This window comes from Paracoccus sphaerophysae (genome assembly GCF_000763805.1).
In the GTDB taxonomy this organism is placed as follows: Bacteria; Pseudomonadota; Alphaproteobacteria; order Rhodobacterales; family Rhodobacteraceae; genus Paracoccus; species Paracoccus sphaerophysae.
The window spans coordinates 1-19,809 of sequence record NZ_JRKS01000054.1 but is presented as its reverse complement, the minus strand read 5'-3'; the positions used below and the strand labels follow the sequence as shown (position 1 = coordinate 19,809).

The following is a 19,809-nucleotide window of genomic DNA, read 5'->3' as shown; positions in this document are numbered from 1 at the left end:
ACGGTACACGGTACCAAAAACCGATGCCTTACCACTTGGCCACGCCCCAGCCTTGGCTAAACACCCCCGCACTGCTGGGGCGTGGCCAAGTGGTAAGGCATCGGTTTTTGGTACCGTGTACCGTAGGTTCGAATCCTACCGCCCCAGCCAGTCTTCTCTAAAGCGTTGAAATCAGGCGACTTTCGCCGCAGCATCGGCCGCTGATGGACAATTGTCCATCGCGGCTGTCCATCAGGAGCCCGCGCCCTTCACGCGAGGGGACTGCGATGGGTGTAGCGTGACAGCCGTTTTTGCAGTGTTTGACAGCGATATTTGCAGCAGAGCGATTTTCGCAGCCACTTCCTGAGGCGTGCGGCTGAAGACCACCTGAACAGCCCTGCCACCACCGCATTCTGCTTCCATCGTGAGCCTGCCGCTGCTGCCAGGCGTGTGCCAAACGTTTAAACCTGACCGCCGTGTGGATAATTTGGGGTCCCTTTGAAGGGGCTTTAACGGTCGGCCTATGCTCGTCCGGGTTGGCGGGGGTATCGCGGTCCTCAAGAAGCGGGGCGACAAGGGCTCCAAACTCGACCGGGCAGCAGTTGAACTATTCCAGGCAGGCGGAAGCTAAAGCCACTGCTCGACCAAGGCGGCAAGGTCTGCCTGGCGGCGCCCTTCAGCCCACCAGATTGCCTTCTGCAAATGCCCCGACCACATGTTGGCCGACGTGTCGAAGCCGCGCAGCAGGCGCGGAGTTGCGTCTGCTGCGACTGTCCCTGTGTCCACCGTGGCAACCTCACCATTGACACAGGCGGAAAGCACGCCGCCAATTCGCGAAACGCCGACACGGTAGATCGTTTCCGGCTTCCACCGCGTAGCAAACGACCACCGCGGGGTGCCGCTGTTGCGGTCAATCAGGAACAGCGTGTTGTCCGCTCCGAAGCGCAGTTCCGTGCCGCTGTTGCCGGAGTTTGACCACAGGAACAGCCCTGCCGACCGCCGGGTCTTCGTCCAACCAGAACGGGCGCGGAAGACGCAAGTGAAGTCGGCCGCGTCGGCGACCATGGTCGTGACCTGTGTCAGATTGTCGTCGGCCTTACCGCTGGACGCGGTGTGCGGCCACAATCCTGGCGCTGGCATGGTGGCACTTCCATAAGCCGCAACCCGCGGAGCTCGCGCCGCGAATGCCAAGCCAGCCGCGCCCAGCTTAGCGGTAGTCAGTGCCGCGACAGACGCCATGTACGGCTGCACGTCTCCCGCCACAGCTATGGCGACGCAGGCGAACACGGTCCAGCCATCTCGGCGCCGCATGGCCTGCCCAACAGCCCCGGCTCCGGTCACGACCTCGCCCGTGAGCAGATTGACGTTGACGTAGGCGTCAGCGGCAGCGTTGCGCGCGCCTAGCTGCACTATCCCACTGCCCCGCACGTCTACGGCGATATAGGCGTATGACCCCGCCGAGACACTGCTTGTGGCCAAGGTCAGGCTTGCCTCGCCGCTCCCAGAGGGGGTGACCGCATACCACTGCTGATAGGGCTGCGCGGCCGCGCCAACCGCCGCGACACTCGCGCCCGTCATCGCTCCCGCGGTCAGGTTGATCCGATGCTCCGTATTGAGACGCTGGGTCCAGTCACCATCGACCAACAGGCCCAGGCATTCGCCGTCTGCCGTATACTCGATGCGTTCCCACAACTTGTTTGTCATAAAGGCGATGTCGTTCTTGCCGTAGTAATAGCCAGGTGCAACTGACGAGATCGGTCCGAAGACCAGCGAGGCGTTGGTCGCAACACTCTCTGCCGCTTGCGTCATGTGCAGGCCGGTCAGAAAGTCGACGTAACCGACAGCGTCGTTCGGGATCGGTGCTCGAGCCAGAAGATCGCCCATAATCCCGCCCGTTGCGGTCGTTCTAAGGTCAACAGCCATATCAGATCCCCGGATTGCGGCCGAAGGTCACGCGTATCTGCGCGCCGATCAGATTGATGGGGGCGCATCCGACGCCTTGCACCCCGTCGATATCGAAGTCAGTGAGCGCACCCGCCCCCGAAATGCTGCCTGTCTGCGTTGGCGTCGTCTGTAGGTCGCGGATCGTCGCCCCGCTGATGCGCCCACCCCGGATCGCTGCGTCCAACCGCACACCCGAGCCAGTGTTGCGGAGCAGGCGCTCATCAAGAATATCGAGGTTAGTGATCGTGCCGCTCTCGACATGAATGCAATGACCGCCGTTTCCGATCACGTCGTCGCCACGGAACGAGAAGTCATCGACCGTGCCGCCCGCGCCGCCCCTGATCCAATGGCCCGGTCCCCTATTGCCCTCGATCCGATTGCCGTCCGAGGAATAGCCACGAGGGCCGAAGTTCTTGGTGCCATCGAACTCGAACCCGGCACCGCCGTTACGGGACACATCACAACCTCGGAGCATGAACCGCGGCCCTGGCCGAGGCGCACTGCTGAAAGTGCCGTGGTGCTGCACGACGCCAGATGACAAGTTGTCGGTCAGCTGGGACGCCGTCAGGATTGTGCCATCGCAGCCCGCCTCGCCGAAGCCGTGGTTGTTTCCCTTTGAGATCAGCCCATGCACGATGACGTGCTGAGCGTTGAAATAGTCAGCGCCGGCGTTCTGTCTTTCCACGAACGTGCCATAGTTGCGGCAGTCGATGGTCATGCAGTCCGCAATGATGAGAGGCTCGGAGAGCAGCCATCCGGTGCCTATCCCGATGCCTGATGCACCGGGATTGCCAATTGCCGCCAGTCGCCCCCCGCGCTCCACAAGAACACGCTGAATGATCGAGCGATCAGCGAAGTCGATACCGAGAGCCGTAGCCCCCGTGTCGTATAGATGCAGGTCCGAGAAAAGACAGTTGCGGAAGCCTTGGATGAACAAGGCTTTGGACCCGACCGAGTATTCCCCACCGTTAAGAACCTGGTTGGACCCATCCACCCCGAAGTGCGAGAATATGCAGTTCTCGAGATAGTCGCCACGGCTTGGCTTGCGCTCGAATGCTGCACGGATGCCGGTGGGCAGGAATATCGCCTGGTCCCGGCCCGCGCCGATGTGGCTCACATTCGACTTCGGCAGGATGCGCTCGGTAAGGCGGTAGTAGCCGCGAGGATAGAAGATTGTTGCCGGACCGCTCGAGGTGGCGGTCAGCTTATTGATCGCGGCGTTGATGATCCCTTGGCATGGCTCGTTGCCGTTCGGATCGCAGCCGAGATCGGACACCGCGTTGATGACTGTCTGGTAGGGCAGCACCTGCGCGGCTTCCGCGACCCGCGCGTAGAGGCGCTGGACATGTTCCTGCACTGACAGCCCCCGCAAACCCGGCAGATGTAGCCCGCCGCCGAGATCCATCAGCTCATGCACCCGCGACTGCGCGTCGGTCGAACGGCGCAGGGCGGGTGCGGCGACCTCCGAAACCGCCGACATTGTCGGGGCGACAGTCTCTTCCAGAGGCGCGCGGGATATGCGCACCCAGACCTTACCGTCTGTCGTGCGCTTGCGGGTGTCGCTCTCTGGCTCTGTCTGATTGTCCGACACGCGCCAGACCGACAGCCAGCCGCCGCCCTCGGTGATGATGCGGGCAGTGCCTCCGGGCACCGCATAGCCGGCGGGGTCAATGGCGGCGATCTGGACCGTGCGATCCGTCCAGCGCGCCTCCTGGCCGGACAGGCGCGTGCCCAGATCGAGGATCTCCCGATACGACACGCCCCCCGATACCCTTGCGGTCATGCCCCGCCGGCGCAGCTTGTAGATGTAGCCAACCCGGAACCCGCCCGCAGGCCAGTCCCCGCCGCCCGTATCGCGGATGCCCAGGGTCATCCCGGCAACAGTGATGGTAGGGTTGGCTGCCGCGTTCGTGGCAATCGGGACATAATCCAGTTCTGCCAGCGACGACAGCGTGGTGATGCCGGCCGCAATTAGTGTGCTCGACAGGTCGGCCGTGATGGCGTCCCCAGTGCCCGCCACGTTGACCAGGGGCAGGATCAGCCCGTCACGAGCCGCCGCGCGGATCGCATTGTCTGCCGCCTCGCGCGCAGCCCTCTCGGCGGTCAGGTCGCGCGCGTCGAAGCGACGCAACCACCACTGCCCCGTGGCATCTTGGGCGTATTCCTCGCCAGTCCCGCCCTCGGTCACCGGCGCCCACAGCTGCACTGACCCACCCGCGGGGGTCAGCAGCCAATCAGTCCCCTCTGGCGGTGTCAGGGTGAGAAGGTTGCCCGACCAGTGGCCAAAGACCCGCCCCGATCGCACCTCGGTTATCAGCGCGTTCAACGCGGTCAGATCCGCCTTGCCAGCAAGCTGCGCCACGGTGAGCGGACTGACAGCCAGATCGCCCGTCCGCGTCCAGCTGCCCGTGCCGGCGGCGCCGCTCTTGCGGTAGGTGCCGTTCTGGCCGGCGGTGTCGCCATAGACCTGCCCGATTGCGCCATCCGGCCAGGCCTTGTCCGCGAACAGCTCGGCCGAGGTCGTGTAGGCCGGGCCCTGTAGATAGGACAGCAAGGCTGCCAGCCGCGACAGCGCGATGCGGACAGTGTTACCACCGCTGTTCCCTACGACGTCATCGACGCCGTTGGAAAGGGGAAGATTTGGCGTGGCGGTGCCGCTCATATTGACCTCAGATCACGGTAGCGTTGAACGGCCCGGCGACGGGACCGGGGATGCCGTCCCGGTTGATCGGTTCGAGCCAGACGAAATGCGCCCCCTGGGCAAGGCAGGTCGCCGTCTCCTGATAGGCCACCACATCATCCAGTTGGCCGGTGAAGTCGTTCGTCGCAGCCCAGCCCACGGCAGCATTGCCGGTGACCACCTGGATGCGCGCGCGGTGCTGGCCGTTGGCGCCGGCGCCGGCTCCGCTTCTGGGCGTTCCTTCCAGCAGCTGCGGCGTGACGCTGCCCCCGGTGACCTCGGACAAGCGGAAACCGATCCGCATCCACTTGCCCGCGGTCATGGCGACGTTCTGGCGCACCGTCCCGCCCGACCCCGGCGCATGGGCCGCCACGCCCCCGCTGACGTCCCATCCGCCGCTCACGGTCCATGCGGAGGGATCGGACATCCCGGGCGAGGCCAGCAGGTTGCCGCGGGTCGCGTCCCCCAGACTGACCGACCAGGTCCGCGAGGGCGAAACGGCCAGTTTGAGGGCCTTGTCGGCGGCACGGTCGAGTGAAGCCGTCTGCGATCGATACACCTGAACGGAAGCGATCTCGGGATCGTCGCCGGTCGCGAAGTCTATCCGAAGCCCGCCCAGCAAGGGCGTCAGCGCAACGTCGGTCGCCTCGATCGCGCCGGGCAGGGGCGCGTCGCCGCTGCCCACGGTCAGGGCGAGGATCGGGGTCCACGCGCCGATGACCCCGTCCAGGGACAATGCCGCTGCCTGCAGTTCGATTGCGGTTCCGGTGGTATAGGTGGTCAACCTGAAGCCACCATCCGCCGCCGGCGCATAGGTGGTGTTCCACGCGCCGGCCCCCGAAATGCGGTGACGAAGGGCATAACGGGCCGTGACAACCGCACCGCCGCCGGGAACGAGGGCGATCTCGACCGCCTGGCGCTCACCAGTCCCGGATGCACCGCTGGAAACGCCTGCAAAGCGGGGCTCTGCCGGCTGCAGGGCCGAGAGCGGCAGTTCAGCTCCGACGCGCGGCGACCAGGCCGGGATCGGGGTCGCAGACAGCGTCTCGTCGATCTCGGGCGCCGCGGCGACTGCCCGCACAAGGCAGGTCATGTCTTCACCGGCCTCGACCCCCGTGACGATGACCGGCCAGCTCTCCCTGCCGGCCCGGCCGAACAGGATGAGATCGCCCGGCGACGGCAGAGACCCGGTGCCCTCGATGGTGATCAGCCGCGTGAGGCCTTGGGCACCTGACGCCGGCCGGATCATCGAAGCCCCGACGGTATCGGCAGCATTCAGGCCGCGAAACCGAATGGCGTGATCGACGCCCGGGGCGATCATCACCTCTTCGTCCAGTTCCAGCTCCCGGCCCCGGACGGCCAGCACCCGTGCGGCGCGCTGCACACCGTCGAGCACGTCGTGGGACAGTGCGATCTGGTCGCCGCGGGTCGCCACCCGGACCGGACCGTCCTGCATGGCCTCGAACTGATCGGGGCGATGGATCGCCTCCAGCATCCGGCGCCGGGCCTCGCGCCAGACTTCGCTGGCCCGCGTCTTGCCCGGCAGATCGAGCTCTTCGGTAAGGGTTACCTCCCCGGTGTGGCCCGGCCACAGGACCAGGCGCTCGCGCGGCGCGTAATCGGCATCGGCGTCGTTGAACCGCACCCTGAAGGCGTGCGGCGGCCGGGTGTAGTTGCGCACGGCCCTGAATGCCCAGCTATTGCGCGGGGTCAGGTGGTCAACGACCAGCGACTGGGGGCGGTCGATCGTCACGCCCCACCGCACCCCGTCATGCCTGGGGGTGGCCCTCCCCGCCGCCGCGATCTCGACCAGGACATCACGGAGCGTCAAAGCCGGATCGTCGAGAACCCGGTCATAGCGCAGATCGTTGACGCGGCAGAATTCGTGCCAGTCCTCCAGCAGCGCCAGGTCGATGCCCGCATTGCCGACCCGCCGCGGATTGGCGGGGCTCTGCAGCACATGCCGGAAGAGACTGGCCGGGTTCGAGGTGACCCGGTCGATCCAGGTCCCCGATATGCGGTCGTAATCCAGACAGGCACGCTGCGCGACGGCCGAGAAATCGTCCAGCTGCCCCGACAGCTGATGGGTCGCCTTGATGCGCAGCGCGACCAGAGCCTGCCCCGGCATGTTGAAAGGGTATTCGGGGCGGATCGACTGCAGCGCCACCCACACGGTGCGGCGGGTGCGGCCCAGATTAGCGGGCTCCTCGGTCAGCATGGTGAGCCGGATCTGATAGCGGCCGCGGGACGGAAGGGTCCAGCTGTGCTGGCGGTAGAAGGCCTCGGCCTTTCGGGCCCGCACCGTCAGTGTTTCGACCAGAGACCAGTTCGCAGCATCGACGCGCCGTTGCTCGATCCTGATCCTGACCTCTTCGGTCCGCTTGTCGCCATCGTCATCGACATAGATCAGGCCGGCGGGCCAGGTCAGGATGATGCTGACCCGCTCGGCATCGTCGGCCGTGGTCCGCACCACGGGGGTCTCGATCGAGACGTCGTCGTCGATGATGTTGCCGGCATCGTCGCGCGGCATCGGGCGGGTCAGTTCGGCGCTGATGCTCTCCTCGATCACCTGGCGCGGATAAAGGCTGATCGGCGCGTTGCCTGCCACCCCGTCCCGGACCTCGATCTCGACCTCGTCGTATTCGCTGATCGAGGTTTCCCCGAGGCGGAAATCGGACAGCTGGACGCGGCCGTAGCCGAAGGTGAACGCGGCCCGGACGTAATGCCAGTCCCCGACGATCTCGGACCAGCTGGTCGCCGCGAAGGGCGGTGCGTAGCGGTGCGTGCCCAGCACGAAAGGAACCGCGCCGCCCGGATCATACCGGTTGCGCCAGCCCGTGATGGTGAACCGATCGCGCCGCTTGTCCTCATCCGGTTGGGGTGGAGGCACCAGGGCATTCGCCAGCAGCGATCCGACGATATTAAGACCCGCCGTGACCAGGGCCACGCCAACCTGCTGGCTGACCCCGATCGCGCCGGCCAGTTGTACCCCCCAGATATTGCCCATCGCGATCGAGGCGACCGTGACCGCGATCATCAGCACCGACCGCAAAGCATTCTTGCCGGGGACGACGCGGATCAGCACCTGGACGCCGGGCCGCGGCCGGGCGCGCGCCCACAGCTCCGGCAGGATGATCTGCGAGCCCTGACTGGTCACCAGGGCCACGCGCACGCGCTGGCGTTCCTCGGCCGGCAGATCGGGCAGCGAAAGCGCCACCATCTCGGCGATGGTCAGGCCGGCGGGCAGTTCGATATCGACCCGCCCGGCCCCGGGATCGAACAGCGGCGCCGCGATCAGCCTGACCGGCGGGCTCATGCCGAGGCCCCCGCGTGGCGCCAGTAACCGACCAGGCGGCTGGACCAGGGCCCGGCGATCCGCTCGACCTTTGCGGCGTCCTCGTCGGCCATGTGCAACATGATGCCGGGCAGGACGACGAGCCCGAGATGCGTGGCCAGCCGGCCCCGCCGGAAAACCGCCAGATCGAAGGACCGCCCCCCCGCGCAAGGGCTCCATTCCGGCCCGGCAGCCGCCCCGTCGATCAGCGCGGCAATCTCGGCATGCTCGTCAGCCGAGGCATAGCTGCCATATTCCGGCAGATCGATGCCCAGCTCACCCCGGTAGACGAGCCGCGCCAGCCCATAGCAATCGCAGCCGGAACGGTCGCGGCCGTGATCTTTGAAGGGGATGCCGACATAGGCGGCCGACCAGTTCATGGGTGCAGACCGGGAAAGCGCTCGCGCGACAGGCGCGCCAGCGGGAACGGCTCCAGCTCGATCTCCTCGCGGCTGAACTGCAGCGTTATCTCACCTGCCGTGATTTCCGCCGTCACCAGGGTCAGACCGGTCCATTCGGCCTCGACCAGGTCGGGAGACGATGCCAGCACCACCGCCATGCTGAGCGAAGCCGCGTCGGTGAAGGATCGCAGCAGTCCGGTCATGGCGCTGTCAAGGTTTTCGAGGATGATCGTCGATGCCGCCGGCGCGTCTTCCAGGTCCGACGGCAAGAGCGCCGAGGCGATCACCCACAGGTAGGGCTGGACCGCAGGGTCGGCCCCGCGCCATCTCGACCGGGTTCCATAGACCAGCGGCTCATCGCTGACCCGGTGCGTGTTGTCCGTGGACAATCGTATCGGCTCGGACAGCTGCGGATGCGTGATCTCCAGCAGCACCGCGTGAATTTCCGACGACGCGGGTGCGTCTTGGGCAAGGCGGGCGTTGATAGACAGGCGGCGCATGGCCGCGCTATGTCACACGTGCGCCGCCAGAGCGCCGGTGAAGGACTTCCTCTCTAGGGCATGACCACGACGCCGAAGGCGATGCGGAACTCGTGGTCCCCATGCATCGTCTCCACCGGCGGTTCGTCGCCAAAGCTCACCAGCCGGCGCGATCCCATCACCAGCGGCGTCCCGTCGCCGGCCAGCAAGGGCGATCCGGTCGCTGCGATCACCGGCCAGCCTTGCGTGGCGGGGTCGGGCATCCAGAACAGCCAGGCCCCGAGCTGGGTGGCGTCCTCATAGAACCGGTCGAAGACCGCCTTGCCGTTGCGATCGGTCACCAGCGACAGGCTGACCATCGTCGCCGCCGAGGTGAAGCGTCGCCGGAAAGCGGGCGGGCCGGCATCAGCCTGGCGCCGGCGGCGGGCATCCTGCCGCTGCACCTGATAGCCGGACCGCTCGAACTGGTCGAGCCCGGCGGGCCAGACGGGATAGCTCATCGACGCGTCCCCTTCTTGGTGACCCCGAACTGCGCGCGCAGTGTCTGGCTGGCGCGGCCGCCGGGCGCGGTCAGCGCGCCGGCCACCGCGTCTGACAGAACCAGCTGGTATTGCCGCCCGCCCCGCTCGTCACGGGTCTCGCGGACCCGGCCGTCAACCTGCGTGGAGGACTGGTTGATCACCTGCACGACGGGACGGGTATCCAGCACCGGCTGGTCGCCCCGGCCGCCCGCCAGCCCGGCCAGCGAACTGACCAGTGCACCGGCGTTTTCCAGCATCCGTGGCGTCATGACCCGTTCGCCATCGCGCAACATCGCCAGCCGCTCATCCGCCCGCTGTCGATTGCCGGCACTGTATGTCCGCATGACCCCGGTCCCGCCGGTGTGGGCGGTGGGCAGGGTCACGCCGGCGCCGCCGCCCAGAAAGCCTCCAAGCGCGCCTGCAGCCGACTGCAACAGCCCGTTCAAGCCCGGTTGAATGGCCTGTTGCCAAGCCAGCCGGGCCAGCTGCTCCAACGTGAAATCCAGCAGGTCCTCGAGCTCGGCCTTTCCGGTTTTCACGAAGTTCACGAAAGCTTCCTCGCCGCCCTTGGCCCAGCCTGTGACAAGGTCCTCGGACACGTCCGACCAGCTGACGGCGCTCTCCTCCAGCTCTGCGAACCCGCGCTCGATACCGGCGGACCAGGCGTCCTGCCGAGCCAGGTCATCCTCGCGCGCCTTTGCGATCCGCTGCTGGTAGATCGCCTCGATGTCGGCCGCGAAGGCGTCGTAACCGGCCTTGGTCTTGTCCAGCCCGGCAAGAGCCTCGGCCTTCCACCGGTCCGCGGCCGCGACGGCGCGCTGGTAGCTGGGCGCAAGCTTGTCGAGCTCGGCCGTGACGCTGTCGCGCATCCGGCTGTCCTGGTCGGCCCGGGCTTTGACCTCGCGGGCCCGGCGGTCCTCGTCGGCCTTGCGCTGGCGCTCGAGCTCGTCTGACTTGCGCTTGGCCTCCCGTGCGGCTTCCTCCCCCGCTGCCAGTGTGGCCTCGTTGGCTTCCCGCACCCCGATCGCGTCGCCGAAGGCCGCGGCCTCGCCCATGCGGCGGTTGTAGTTCATCGGCCGGCCGGTCTTGCCGGCATCACGCTCGGACCTAGTGTAATCCATCGCCAGTCCGGCGATCGCCTGGGCGATGATCTGGGCATCGCCGGTCTGCAGCGCCGGGCGGATGCGATCCGGCAGCGATCCGTAATTGTGCTGGATGCTCGCCAGCGCCGCCACCTGCGCCGGGTTGAACCCTGCCCAGGCCGCGCCCGCGACGCGCTGCTGCTCCTCGAAATAACCCCGGATGCGCCGGTCCAGATCCCGATCGGCGTCGGCCTTGTTGACGGTCTCACCCTTCTGAAGGGTCCGCTGGCTGCCGTCGGCCAACGTGACGGTGCTTGATCCCCAGCCGCCCCGGTTGGCGTTCTCGTCCCATTTCGCGACGGGCGCCCATCCTTCATATTTCTGGATCATCGCGCGGGTCGCGCTGAGACCGTCGGCGTAGCCGGAAAGGTCCATTCCGCCGAACCCGCCGCCAAGTCCCGTTGTGGCCTGCGCCATGTCGCGCGCGGCTCTGGCAATCCGATGAAAGGCGTTTTCCAGCCTGCTCAGTTCGGCATCGTTCAGATCGTCTACGTTTTTTCGAGCGGCCAGAAGGTCGGCTTTCGCCAGATCCAGAGCGCCGCGGAACTTCCCGTCCTTGTCGAAGGCGATGGTAGATGCCACATGCTCGATTTCTGCCAGGCTCGTCCCGAGGGCGTCGATCCGAACGCGCGCGTCCGTCGTCGCCGCGATCTGCCGCTCCGTTTCCGCGATGACCGCCCGCGCCGAGGTAGCTGCAGCTGCATCGCGCGCAGACAGCGCGTCTGCCAGCCGCTGCTCGGCATCGGCGCGGACATCGGTCAGGCGCTTCAGCTCAGTCTGCCGGGCCGTCGCCTCGGACAGGAGGTCGTTAAACGCCTTCGCCGCGTCGGCACTGCCGTTATAGCCCGCCTCGAGCTCGGCCGTCCGGATCGCCACATCCCCAAGCGCCGTCAGCGTCTCCGCCAGCGCCGCATTCATGTCAGTGATCGGACCGCCATCGGCCATGTCACGGATGAGCTGCTGGACCTTGCCCGCGACCTCCTCCACCTGCCCGGTCTTGGCCAGCAGGTCGATCTCCTGTCGACGGGTCTGGAAGTCGTCGTAGGACAGCCCCTTGCCGCCGGTCAGCTGGGCGTAATTTCCACGTTCCATGATGGCGGCGTATTCCTGCCGCCCGCTGCCCCACAGCGGCTGGTTCAGGCGCTGCCAGGTGCTCAGCTGCAGGTTCTGGCCAAAGGTCTTGTCAAGCGACTGCTGCAGCGCGCGCAGCTCGGCCGCACGGTCGAGTTCCAGCATCGCCGCCGACAGGTCACGGACCGACCCGGCCATGCTCCCGAAGGTGTCGCCGAGCCGGGGATCGTTGACCCGCTCGATCCCGTCTGCCACCCGGCCAAGGGCGGTATCGAGGGCCTTCAGCGATGTCTCCGCCTGCTTCGCCGCATCCCCCGCCCCCAGGAAGGCCGAGGTGAGCGGGACGCCGATCGCGACCGCAGCACCGGCCAGGGCGCCGAACGCGCCGAGACCGCCCAGCATTTGCGGCAGCTGCTGGCCGAAGGCGACCGACGCGGCCGTGCCCGCGCCGATCTGGGTGGCGAGGTCCGCGACCTGAAACGACATGTTCTGGATCTGACCGCGCGCGCCGCCGACCGCTCTGATCATGCCGGTCTGCCCGGCCTCGAACCGGATCACAGGGACAGCCGTGCCCTCGGGGAAATTCAGCCGCGTGACCGGCGTCGCCACGTCGCGCATCAGCGTTGCCGCCAGATCGTCCGCATCGGCGTCACGGATGTCGCCGCGCACCTCCTCGTGGATCTTGCCGACGGCATGCCCGCCCGCGATCGCGTCGGTCGTGGCCACCTGCCCCAGCACCCCCTTCGAGATCTGCTCGTCCCAATAGCGTGCCGTCCGCTCGTAGAGCTCCTGCGTCCCGCTCACCGCGGTCGTGATGATGTCGACCAGCATGTTGTTGGGGATGATTGCCGCCATGTCGGTGCCCATCGACCGGACCGCGCGCAAGAGGGTGGCCTTGTCCTGGGCGCTGGCCAGCGCCGGGTCGTACTTCCCGATCCGCAGCGGGTGGCCATACGCCTCGGTGAAGATCGCCCAGTCCCGGATGGTGAAGTGCTTGAACATGAAGCCCCAGGCGGCCAGCCGGGCCAGCCCTCCGCGGATCGGCAGGCCCGATTTCGCTTCCGCGAAATGCACGACGTACTTCCACGGCCGCAGCTCTTCGCCGCCGGCCGCGCCGCGCAGGCGGATATGCCGGCCATTGACCGGGTCGAACTCGAACCAGCGGGGATCGACGCGCTCGATGCCCTCCACCGTCCAGCGCCGGCCCTCGGTGTTCCACAGGATTTCGCTGACCGAAAAGCCTTTGCCCACCGCATCGAGAATGCCGATGAGGCTGGTGCGGACAGCAGGACCGCTCAGCGCATCGCGCACCATGTCCGCAGCCTCCTGGGCGGCCGTATCGTCCTCGGCGCCGGGCTCGACCTTCAGCCCGAGGCTGCGGACCGCGCGCTTGCGCACCCCCAGGACGGCCGCATAGTGCAGGTCCTTCTCTTCCATCTGCTCGGCCAGTTCCAGATAGGCCGTCGCATCGCCCGTCTCGGCCGAGTGCAGGATCGCGGCCAGGCGCAGCGGCTCGAGGCCCTCGGCCGGATGGCCGCTGGCAATCTGCCGCACCGATCCCAGCGTCGGCGCAGCCTGTTCGGTCGTCAGTTCGTCCTTCGTCGGCGCCCGCAGCGGCCGTCCGTAGCGATCGATCAGCATCACCAGATCCCCCGTCGCCGGTTCTCCGGCTCGTCGTCATCATCGATGACCCCGGCAAAGCGCGATCGCGCCGAAGGCAGGGCCGTGTATTCATAGCTGGCGGGCGCCTCCCGCGCGGCCGACGCGGCCAGTGCGCCGGCCCAGAAGCGGTCGGCGTGGCCGTCGCTGTCACCGTCCGCGACCAGCCGCCGGGTGCCGGTGACACCGACCACGCTCTTCACCGAATGCAGGTCGGCGCGCAGCAGGGCGTTCCGGCGCGATCAGCAGCGCGATCCGGCGACGTATGGTCTCAAACATCACGCCACTCCCTTCCGCAGGTCTTCGGCATGGGTCTTGAAGCGGGCCAGATAGCCGGCGCGGACCACCTCGGGGCCAGCGGCGGCGATCAGCTTCGCCAGCAGCGCACGGCCCTTGGGGCCTTTGGCGACCCCAAAGGTGGCGTTGCGGGCGATGCTGGGCGCAACACCGTTTTCGGCGCACCAGACCTCGAAACTGCCGCCCGTCGCGCGGAAAGCGCCAACGATCGCTTCGTGCAGCATCACGCCCGGCTGGAAGGGGAAGGGTTTTTCTGCCATCGTGCCTCGCAAGGCGTCTCTGCGCCGTTACAAGGCAAGATTAGGTGAACAATGCTGCGCTCGTCAATGGACGAAGTGAACAATTCGTCACTCGGCGGCAGATTGTTGGCTGAGCGGATGCGGCTTGGCCTCACCCAAGCCCAGCTCGCTCAGGTGGCCGGCGTCTCGAAGCGCTCACAAATCCTCTATGAACAAGAGCGTTTCCCCCCAGCCGATTACTTAGCAGCGATCGCTGGGGCGGGCGCCGATATCACCTATATCGTCACAGGCAAAAGCCCGTCCGACCGCCTCGCCCAGCTCACGGCCGACGCCCTGCATGTCGCCGACGACTTCGCCAGCATCCCGATCCACGACGCCTTCCTGGCGGCGGGCTACGCGGCTCAGAACGACACCGAGGCGGTGATCGGCCACCTTGCCTTCCGCCGCGACTGGCTGGACCGCATGGGGATCGCGGCCGACAAAGCCCGCATCGCCCGCGTCCGCGGGGAAAGCATGGCCCCCACGCTGCACGACGACGACATGGTGCTGATCGACACCGGCGCGCGCGACGTCCAGGTGCGCCGCCGCGGCCCCGAGGATCGCCGCCTGCCCCCGATCTATGCCGTGAACACCGCCGACGGCCCCCGCATCAAGCGCGTCGAGCGCCCCGAGCCCGGCCAGATGCAGCTGCTGTCCGACAACAACGAATACCCGGTCGAGGTCCTGACCGGCGACCGCCTGAAACGCGCCGAGATCATCGGCAAGGTGGTCTGGTGGGGCCACACGGTGAGGGAGTGAGCGATGGAAGAAGATCTTGAGCGCGAAGAGCACAATCACCTGTCGGACGCCGCTCAGGTTGCCTTCGATGAAGCCTTGACCAGCTTTCCCCCAAAGGTCGCGGCGGTACTACGCAAGTTCAAACACGAATTCATCATCGAATGGCTCGTAGATGAAGTCTGCCGGAGGCTAAAAGGCTGCCGCCCACTGGAGCGCCAATGGGCAATGCACAAGTTGCAGAAAGGTGAAACCCTCGCGGCCGTCGTTCGGATCATGGTTCAAGGTCGCCTTGAGGGTCGCTACGTTGAACCTGAGGATGGTTTCGGTATGTAGCCTCTCGCCGAGGCGTGCCCGAACCCTGCGAGCGAGGAGAGAACGAAATGCGAGATCTGGTGGCAGACCCGTCCACGGTAATTCACACGGTGGGTTACGAAAAATCTGACCTGCCGGGCTACCTCGATCGGCTGACCGAGGCCGGAATCGATGTTCTCGTTGACGTCCGAGAGCGGCCCCAGTCGCGAAAGCCTGGCTTCTCCAAGAAGAAGCTTCAGGAGGCCGTCGAGGCGGCAGGGATGAGATATCTGCACGTCCAACAGTTGGGAGACCCAAAGACTGGGCGGGATGCTGCGCGCTCGGGGAATCATGACCTCTTTCTGCGCATCTTTAATGCGCATATGGCTCTGCCGGAAACACTGGAAGCCGTCGAAAACCTGGCCGATCAGACATCAGGTTTGCGTATCTGTCTGACATGCTTCGAGCGGGATCACCGTTGTTGCCATCGGTCGATCGTTGCCGAGCATCTTTCTCGCCTTACAGGCGCCTCGGTTCATCACATCGAAGTGTAGAGCAACCTATGGCGGCGATCGACTTCGAGGATGAGGTAGAAGTCGTGATCTTGATCAAGGCTGCTCCGGAAATCGGTCGGAGACACGGCGAAACCGTCTGCGTGGCAGGTTTAGATCGGTACGGGCGCTGGCATCGCCTTTATCCAGTACCTTACAAGGATTTGCAGCAGTCGCAGCGGTTCAACCGCTGGGATCGGGTCCGGGTCAGGTGGCGCCGGCCCGGGGACGACAATCGCCCCGAGAGCAAGCGCATCGACCCTCAATCGCTTCGTGTCGTTGGTGCGGTTCCCCAGGCAGAGCGTGGCGCTTTCATCGAGAGAGCCATCGTTCGGTCGTTGGAAGTGGAATACTCTTCCGGTCGATCCCTCGCCCTGATTCGTCCGGAACGACCAGAGCTACGGATTAAGCGTCTAAGCGCTCATGAGCTGGCCAAGTCACAGCGTCGCCGCGATGAACTGCATGCTCAAGCCGACATGTTTGCCAATGCTGAAATCCCTAAGCAAGCACCTCCCTATAGCTTTCGATTTGTATTCGAACACGCGGGAAAACAGCGGGAATATCAGTGCCTAGACTGGGAAACCGAGTGGACATTCTTCAAGTGGCGGGAAAAATACGGCGAAGACGCGACGCTCAAGATGATGATCGAGACTTGGTCTAGCTTCCGCGACCGCGGCCTCGTCTTTGCCATGGGAACCCATCGCGTTTCGCATTGGAGGAACTGGCTGCTGTCTGGGCTGATCCGCATTGACCAGCCACAGCAAGGACAATTTGCGCTGTAGAGACTTCAGGACGGTGGTGCCAAGGAAAGATGTTCCTGTTATGTTCCTGGCATAACCGGAGCCACTCATGAACCCCACTCACCCGACCTCGCCTGTCGCCCCTTGGCTGGGCGGCAAGCGCAACCTCGCTCGCCGGATCTGCGCGATCCTCGATGCCACCCCCTGCACGACCTACGCCGAGCCCTTCGTAGGGATGGGCGGCATCTTCCTCCGCCGCAGCGCCCGCCCCCGGGCCGAGGTGATCAACGACCGCGGCCGGGACGTCGCCAACCTGTTCCGCATCCTCCAGCGGCACTATCCCCAGTTCCTTGAAACCCTGCGCTTTCAACTCACGACCCGGGCCGAGTTCGAGCGCCTGGTAGCGGTGGACCCCGACACGCTGACCGACCTCGAGCGCGCCGCACGGTTCCTCTACCTCCAGCGCACCGCCTTCGGCGGAAAGGTCAGCGGCCGGAATTTCGGGGTCGATCGGGCGCGCCCGGGCCGCTTCAACCTGACCACGCTCGAGCCGATGCTTGAGGATCTCCACAGCCGGCTGGCCGGCGTGGTGATCGAGTGCCTCGACTGGTCGGCCTTCATCCCGCGCTATGACAGCCCCGACACGATGTTCTATCTCGATCCGCCCTACTGGGGCTGCGAGGATGACTATGGCCGGCAGATGTTCGCGCGGGGCGATTTCCAACGTCTCGCCGATCTGCTGGCAGGCATCCGGGGCCGGTTCCTCCTCTCGCTGAACGACGTGCCCGAGGTGCGGGCGATCTTTTCCGCCTTCGTGGTCCAGGAGGTGCGGACGACCTACTCGATCAGCGGCACACGCAACGATGCGGCAGGATCACGAGCCGAATTGCTGATCAGCAGTTTCCGCTGACATGACCCGCCGCTCGACGCCCCAGGCAAAAACCGATGACCGTGCCTTCCCGGTGCGGTTGATCATTCGTGTGCCCCAGGGCGGGTTCGGTCACCTTCTGAACGATGCACATCGCTGGCTCGACACGGCAGCAGGGCGGCCGAACTACGCCTGGCACGGCGGTGGTGCAGCGACCGGCCGGCACGTCTGCGCCGTCTATTTTCGCTGCCCGTCCCTGGCTGCTGCCTTCCTGGATGCGATCCCCGGCCTCGAATTGGCAGACGGCACCTGCGAGCCATGGTACACCAGCCCGAACCGTCCGCCCGGGCACCACGACGAGGATGATCCTGTGTGCAACCTCTACAGCCAAACCCGCGCGGTCGATGCTATGCGCCAACTGTTCGGCGGACAGCCCTTCACAAACCTGGCGGGCAATCTCGAACCCGGCAGCGTCTACCCGGATCAGCTTGCCCCGATCATCCGGCATGGCACGGGCGGGCTAGAACTCGCCCGCGCCCGATGGGGTATGCCCACCCCACCGATGTTCCTGAAGACCGACCGGGATCCTGGCATCACGAACATTCGCAACACCGGGTCCCCGCACTGGCGGCGCTGGTTGGGTCCGGCACATCGCTGCCTGGTCCCCGTCACGTCTTTCGCCGAGCCGCTCGGCAAGGGTCGCGGCAACCAGTGGTTCGCCCCGGCCGACGGCGCGCCCATGTTCTTCGCCGGAATCGAGGTCCGAGGCTGGCAGTCGGTGCGGAAGGTGAAGGACGGCGCCACGACGGACGACCTGTTCGCCTTCCTGACCGCGGCCCCGAATGCCGAGGTCGGCGCAGTCCACCCCAAGGCGATGCCTGTGATCCTGCTCGATCCGGCGGACTGGGACACCTGGCTGACCATGCCGTTCGAGATCGCCGGGGCGCTTCAGCGTCCCCTTGCCGACGGCAGCTTGACCCTCGTCGACGGACCAGTCTGAGCAAAATCGCGTCCCACTTAGATCGAGCCGCCAGACGCCCCCTAGCGCCCTTATGCCACTGTTTTCGCCTCGCAATTCGCTAAGTGGGACGGCCGCGTCCTAAGTGGGCGCTCACCGTCCCACTTAGGACGCCCGAAAACTGCCCCTGAAGGCCCCTTCAGCGGCCACCTGTCCCCACCTTGAAGCCATATTTGAAGGGGTTTGAACGGGCTCTACCATGGCCGACGGGTTCGGTGTCAGCTGCAGGTCTCAACAGCTAAATTTGGTCGGTTTACGGCACCCACTGCAAACACCGGCCCGCAGGCATCACGCCAGCTTCCTACGCCCGATTTTCCTCGCAATTACTGGCTCTTCCGCATTCTTCCGGCATCACCCGGCCTCTTCCGGCTTCACTGCAAGAATGGTTGTCACCTAACAATGGGTGTCTGCAACTACGTGATCCGGCGATGTAGCGTGACAGCCGTTTTTGCAGTGTTTGACAGCCAAAGTTGCAGCAAACGAATTTTCAAACACAGCCCATTCATGGGCCGGTGAAACCCCGCTTCAACCTCTGCAAAATCGACTGTCAGCGCACAACGGCGCGTGAACACCCCGTTGATGGCACGGTAACTAGGCAATCAACTTGCCGTCAGCCCCGCCGCCCTAGCCGACGCCAGTATGTGTTGAGCGTGCTTCTGGTCCTGCATGCCCGCCGTCTCGATCACCCTAAGTATCTCGATACGCAGATCGCGGCGCCCCAGTTGGGCCGCGGCCTTCCAGGCGGCTTTAAGGGCTTGGGCGGACGGCATGCTGGCAATCAGCGCCGCTGTGGTGTCGGCCATCGCCGCCTTGTCCTTGGCGCGCGCGGCCTGGCGGAACGCCAGCAGACAGGCGTCGGGCGACCCGTCTTCGAACACCCGGATTTCAGGGGCGATGTCTCGCCCCGCGAATGCGTCGAACACCAGCGATTTCAGGCGCCCGGCATCCTGCAGTTTGCGGGCTGTCTTATGGCCAGTGATAGGGACATGCACGAATTGCGCATCGGGATAGGCCGGTCTGGCCCATCCATCAACAAAATCCGCATCCTCGGCATGCCAAGGGTCATAGGCGATGACAGGGGAAATCGATGACCTAGGCATATCGAATAATGAGGCGGTGTGCCGATAATCGAAAACTGCGCCGCGTATGGGATGCATACGGTTGTTCGGGCTCAGGGCAACAATGCGGGCGTCAACATGGCTGCCGAAATAGATTGCGCAGTATCCCCCCAAGCTTGCGCCATAGGTGACAATCTCCCGATTGCCAGCCACGGGCACGATAGCACGCATATACGCATCGGCCGAAAGTCCCTGAAAATAGGTCTTCGCCCCCTGCGCGACATAGACCACGTCGTACCCATTGCGGGTCAGAAAATCGACACCAAAGCCGGTTCGCGCAATCTTCGTACCCCGGGTATCCAAAGGTGACGGCCAGCTTTTCGGAGGGGACAGGCTGACGATGCAGCGTCATCAGATATTCTGGCCCCTGGCCGATCGTGACAACCTCAATCGCATCGCCCATGCGTGCCCCCATTACCATACACGGTCTGTATTGATAGGCGGTCGCTCACGGGTCAAGGTACGAATTTGCGATGCCACTCCCGTGCACCGGGCAATCCGCCACCATCCACTCCGGCCACAGCGCATTGTCTACGGGTTCGCCGTCGTTCGGATAGCATGTGCATCCCAGATGGCGTTGTTGCAGAAGTCCGCCCGCGGAGGATTCACGGCGGGAATCCAGTCGGTTAGGCTGGGGGCATGAGCAAGCCTTCTCCCGCCCGCTACCGCACGACGAACTGGTCCAGCTACAACGACGCCC

16 protein-coding genes and 1 tRNA gene are annotated in these 19,809 nt (G+C 65.5%); 7 read left to right on the top strand and 10 right to left on the bottom strand.

Features of this window, described 5'->3' with window-relative positions; all coding sequences use genetic code 11:
* The first annotated feature begins 75 nt into the window (after window positions 1–75).
* Window positions 76–150, top strand: a tRNA-Gln gene (locus tag IC63_RS13170).
* A 456-nt stretch (window positions 151–606) separates the two neighbouring features.
* Here IC63_RS13170 and IC63_RS13165 read toward each other — a convergent pair.
* The 9 genes from IC63_RS13165 to IC63_RS13125 all read right to left on the bottom strand — a co-directional run bounded on the left by IC63_RS13165 (window position 607) and on the right by IC63_RS13125 (window position 13,767).
* Window positions 607–1,863 (bottom strand): hypothetical protein, encoded by a 1,257-nt coding sequence (locus IC63_RS13165; RefSeq protein WP_156965487.1) that lies wholly within the window; start codon window positions 1,861–1,863, stop codon window positions 607–609.
* Window positions 1,864–1,903: 40 nt separating this feature from the next.
* A complete protein-coding gene (locus tag IC63_RS13160) occupies window positions 1,904–4,585 on the bottom strand; it encodes a right-handed parallel beta-helix repeat-containing protein (RefSeq protein WP_156965486.1) in 2,682 nt (893 codons plus the stop codon).
* A 7-nt stretch (window positions 4,586–4,592) separates the two neighbouring features.
* On the bottom strand, window positions 4,593–7,919 hold the full coding sequence (gene gpJ / locus IC63_RS13155) for a TipJ family phage tail tip protein (protein ID WP_198026321.1): 3,327 nt from the start codon (window positions 7,917–7,919) through the stop codon (window positions 4,593–4,595).
* Window positions 7,916–8,317: an NlpC/P60 family protein gene (locus IC63_RS13150; protein ID WP_036721006.1), complete on the bottom strand. Its 402-nt coding sequence runs from the start codon at window positions 8,315–8,317 to the stop codon at window positions 7,916–7,918. Before IC63_RS13150 ends, gpJ begins: the two co-directional genes overlap by 4 nt.
* Complete coding sequence (locus IC63_RS13145; RefSeq protein WP_036721005.1) at window positions 8,314–8,838, bottom strand: hypothetical protein; 525 nt, start codon at window positions 8,836–8,838, stop codon at window positions 8,314–8,316. The genes IC63_RS13150 and IC63_RS13145 overlap by 4 nt, the downstream gene beginning before the upstream one ends.
* 53 nt (window positions 8,839–8,891) lie before the next feature.
* Window positions 8,892–9,317, bottom strand: a complete 426-nt coding sequence (locus IC63_RS13140; protein ID WP_036721004.1) for a hypothetical protein — start codon at window positions 9,315–9,317, stop codon at window positions 8,892–8,894.
* A complete protein-coding gene (locus IC63_RS17030; RefSeq protein WP_052042229.1) occupies window positions 9,314–13,192 on the bottom strand; it encodes a phage portal protein family protein in 3,879 nt (1,292 codons plus the stop codon). Before IC63_RS17030 ends, IC63_RS13140 begins: the two co-directional genes overlap by 4 nt.
* Window positions 13,192–13,413 carry a hypothetical protein gene (locus IC63_RS18525; RefSeq protein ID WP_036721003.1) on the bottom strand — a complete coding sequence of 74 codons (222 nt, stop codon included), beginning with the start codon at window positions 13,411–13,413 and terminating at the stop codon, window positions 13,192–13,194. The genes IC63_RS17030 and IC63_RS18525 overlap by 1 nt, the downstream gene beginning before the upstream one ends.
* 75 nt (window positions 13,414–13,488) lie before the next feature.
* Window positions 13,489–13,767, bottom strand: a complete 279-nt coding sequence (locus IC63_RS13125; protein WP_036721002.1) for a hypothetical protein — start codon at window positions 13,765–13,767, stop codon at window positions 13,489–13,491.
* A gap of 117 nt (window positions 13,768–13,884) precedes the next feature.
* Between IC63_RS13125 and IC63_RS17025 the strand changes: the two genes are divergently transcribed.
* The 6 genes from IC63_RS17025 (at window position 13,885) to IC63_RS13110 (ending at window position 17,973) form a co-directional block, all read left to right on the top strand.
* Window positions 13,885–14,544: a S24 family peptidase gene (locus tag IC63_RS17025; protein WP_052042228.1), complete on the top strand. Its 660-nt coding sequence runs from the start codon at window positions 13,885–13,887 to the stop codon at window positions 14,542–14,544.
* A gap of 3 nt (window positions 14,545–14,547) precedes the next feature.
* Entirely contained in the window at window positions 14,548–14,856 is a 309-nt protein-coding gene (locus tag IC63_RS18195; protein ID WP_156965484.1) for a hypothetical protein, read from the top strand.
* A gap of 47 nt (window positions 14,857–14,903) precedes the next feature.
* A complete protein-coding gene (locus IC63_RS17565; protein WP_084115856.1) occupies window positions 14,904–15,368 on the top strand; it encodes a DUF488 domain-containing protein in 465 nt (154 codons plus the stop codon).
* 8 nt (window positions 15,369–15,376) lie between these two features.
* The gene (locus tag IC63_RS18190) at window positions 15,377–16,147 is read left to right on the top strand and encodes a hypothetical protein (protein WP_156965483.1); all 771 of its coding nucleotides are present in this window, start codon (window positions 15,377–15,379) and stop codon (window positions 16,145–16,147) included.
* A 67-nt stretch (window positions 16,148–16,214) separates the two neighbouring features.
* On the top strand, window positions 16,215–17,015 hold the full coding sequence (locus IC63_RS13115; protein WP_036721001.1) for a DNA adenine methylase: 801 nt from the start codon (window positions 16,215–16,217) through the stop codon (window positions 17,013–17,015).
* Window position 17,016: 1 nt separating this feature from the next.
* Window positions 17,017–17,973: an SOS response-associated peptidase gene (locus IC63_RS13110; protein WP_084115854.1), complete on the top strand. Its 957-nt coding sequence runs from the start codon at window positions 17,017–17,019 to the stop codon at window positions 17,971–17,973.
* Between the two features lie 617 nt (window positions 17,974–18,590).
* On the opposite strand, the gene IC63_RS18185 is transcribed toward IC63_RS13110, so the two are convergent.
* Complete coding sequence (locus IC63_RS18185; protein WP_156965482.1) at window positions 18,591–19,340, bottom strand: hypothetical protein; 750 nt, start codon at window positions 19,338–19,340, stop codon at window positions 18,591–18,593.
* Window positions 19,341–19,809: the final 469 nt, after the last annotated feature.

Coding starts and splice junctions, on each gene's coding strand:
- IC63_RS13115 (WP_036721001.1), top strand. CDS start 16,215: ATGAACCCCACTCACCCGACCTCGCCTGTCGCCCCTTGGCTGGGCGGC.
- IC63_RS18190 (WP_156965483.1), top strand. CDS start 15,377: ATGGCGGCGATCGACTTCGAGGATGAGGTAGAAGTCGTGATCTTGATC.
- IC63_RS17030 (WP_052042229.1), bottom strand. CDS start 13,192: ATGCTGATCGATCGCTACGGACGGCCGCTGCGGGCGCCGACGAAGGAC.
- IC63_RS17565 (WP_084115856.1), top strand. CDS start 14,904: ATGCGAGATCTGGTGGCAGACCCGTCCACGGTAATTCACACGGTGGGT.
- IC63_RS13160 (WP_156965486.1), bottom strand. CDS start 4,585: ATGAGCGGCACCGCCACGCCAAATCTTCCCCTTTCCAACGGCGTCGAT.
- IC63_RS13145 (WP_036721005.1), bottom strand. CDS start 8,838: ATGCGCCGCCTGTCTATCAACGCCCGCCTTGCCCAAGACGCACCCGCG.
- IC63_RS13165 (WP_156965487.1), bottom strand. CDS start 1,863: ATGGGCGATCTTCTGGCTCGAGCACCGATCCCGAACGACGCTGTCGGT.
- IC63_RS13140 (WP_036721004.1), bottom strand. CDS start 9,317: ATGAGCTATCCCGTCTGGCCCGCCGGGCTCGACCAGTTCGAGCGGTCC.
- IC63_RS13150 (WP_036721006.1), bottom strand. CDS start 8,317: ATGAACTGGTCGGCCGCCTATGTCGGCATCCCCTTCAAAGATCACGGC.
- IC63_RS13125 (WP_036721002.1), bottom strand. CDS start 13,767: ATGGCAGAAAAACCCTTCCCCTTCCAGCCGGGCGTGATGCTGCACGAA.
- IC63_RS17025 (WP_052042228.1), top strand. CDS start 13,885: ATGCGGCTTGGCCTCACCCAAGCCCAGCTCGCTCAGGTGGCCGGCGTC.
- IC63_RS13110 (WP_084115854.1), top strand. CDS start 17,017: ATGACCCGCCGCTCGACGCCCCAGGCAAAAACCGATGACCGTGCCTTC.
- IC63_RS18195 (WP_156965484.1), top strand. CDS start 14,548: ATGGAAGAAGATCTTGAGCGCGAAGAGCACAATCACCTGTCGGACGCC.
- gpJ (WP_198026321.1), bottom strand. CDS start 7,919: ATGAGCCCGCCGGTCAGGCTGATCGCGGCGCCGCTGTTCGATCCCGGG.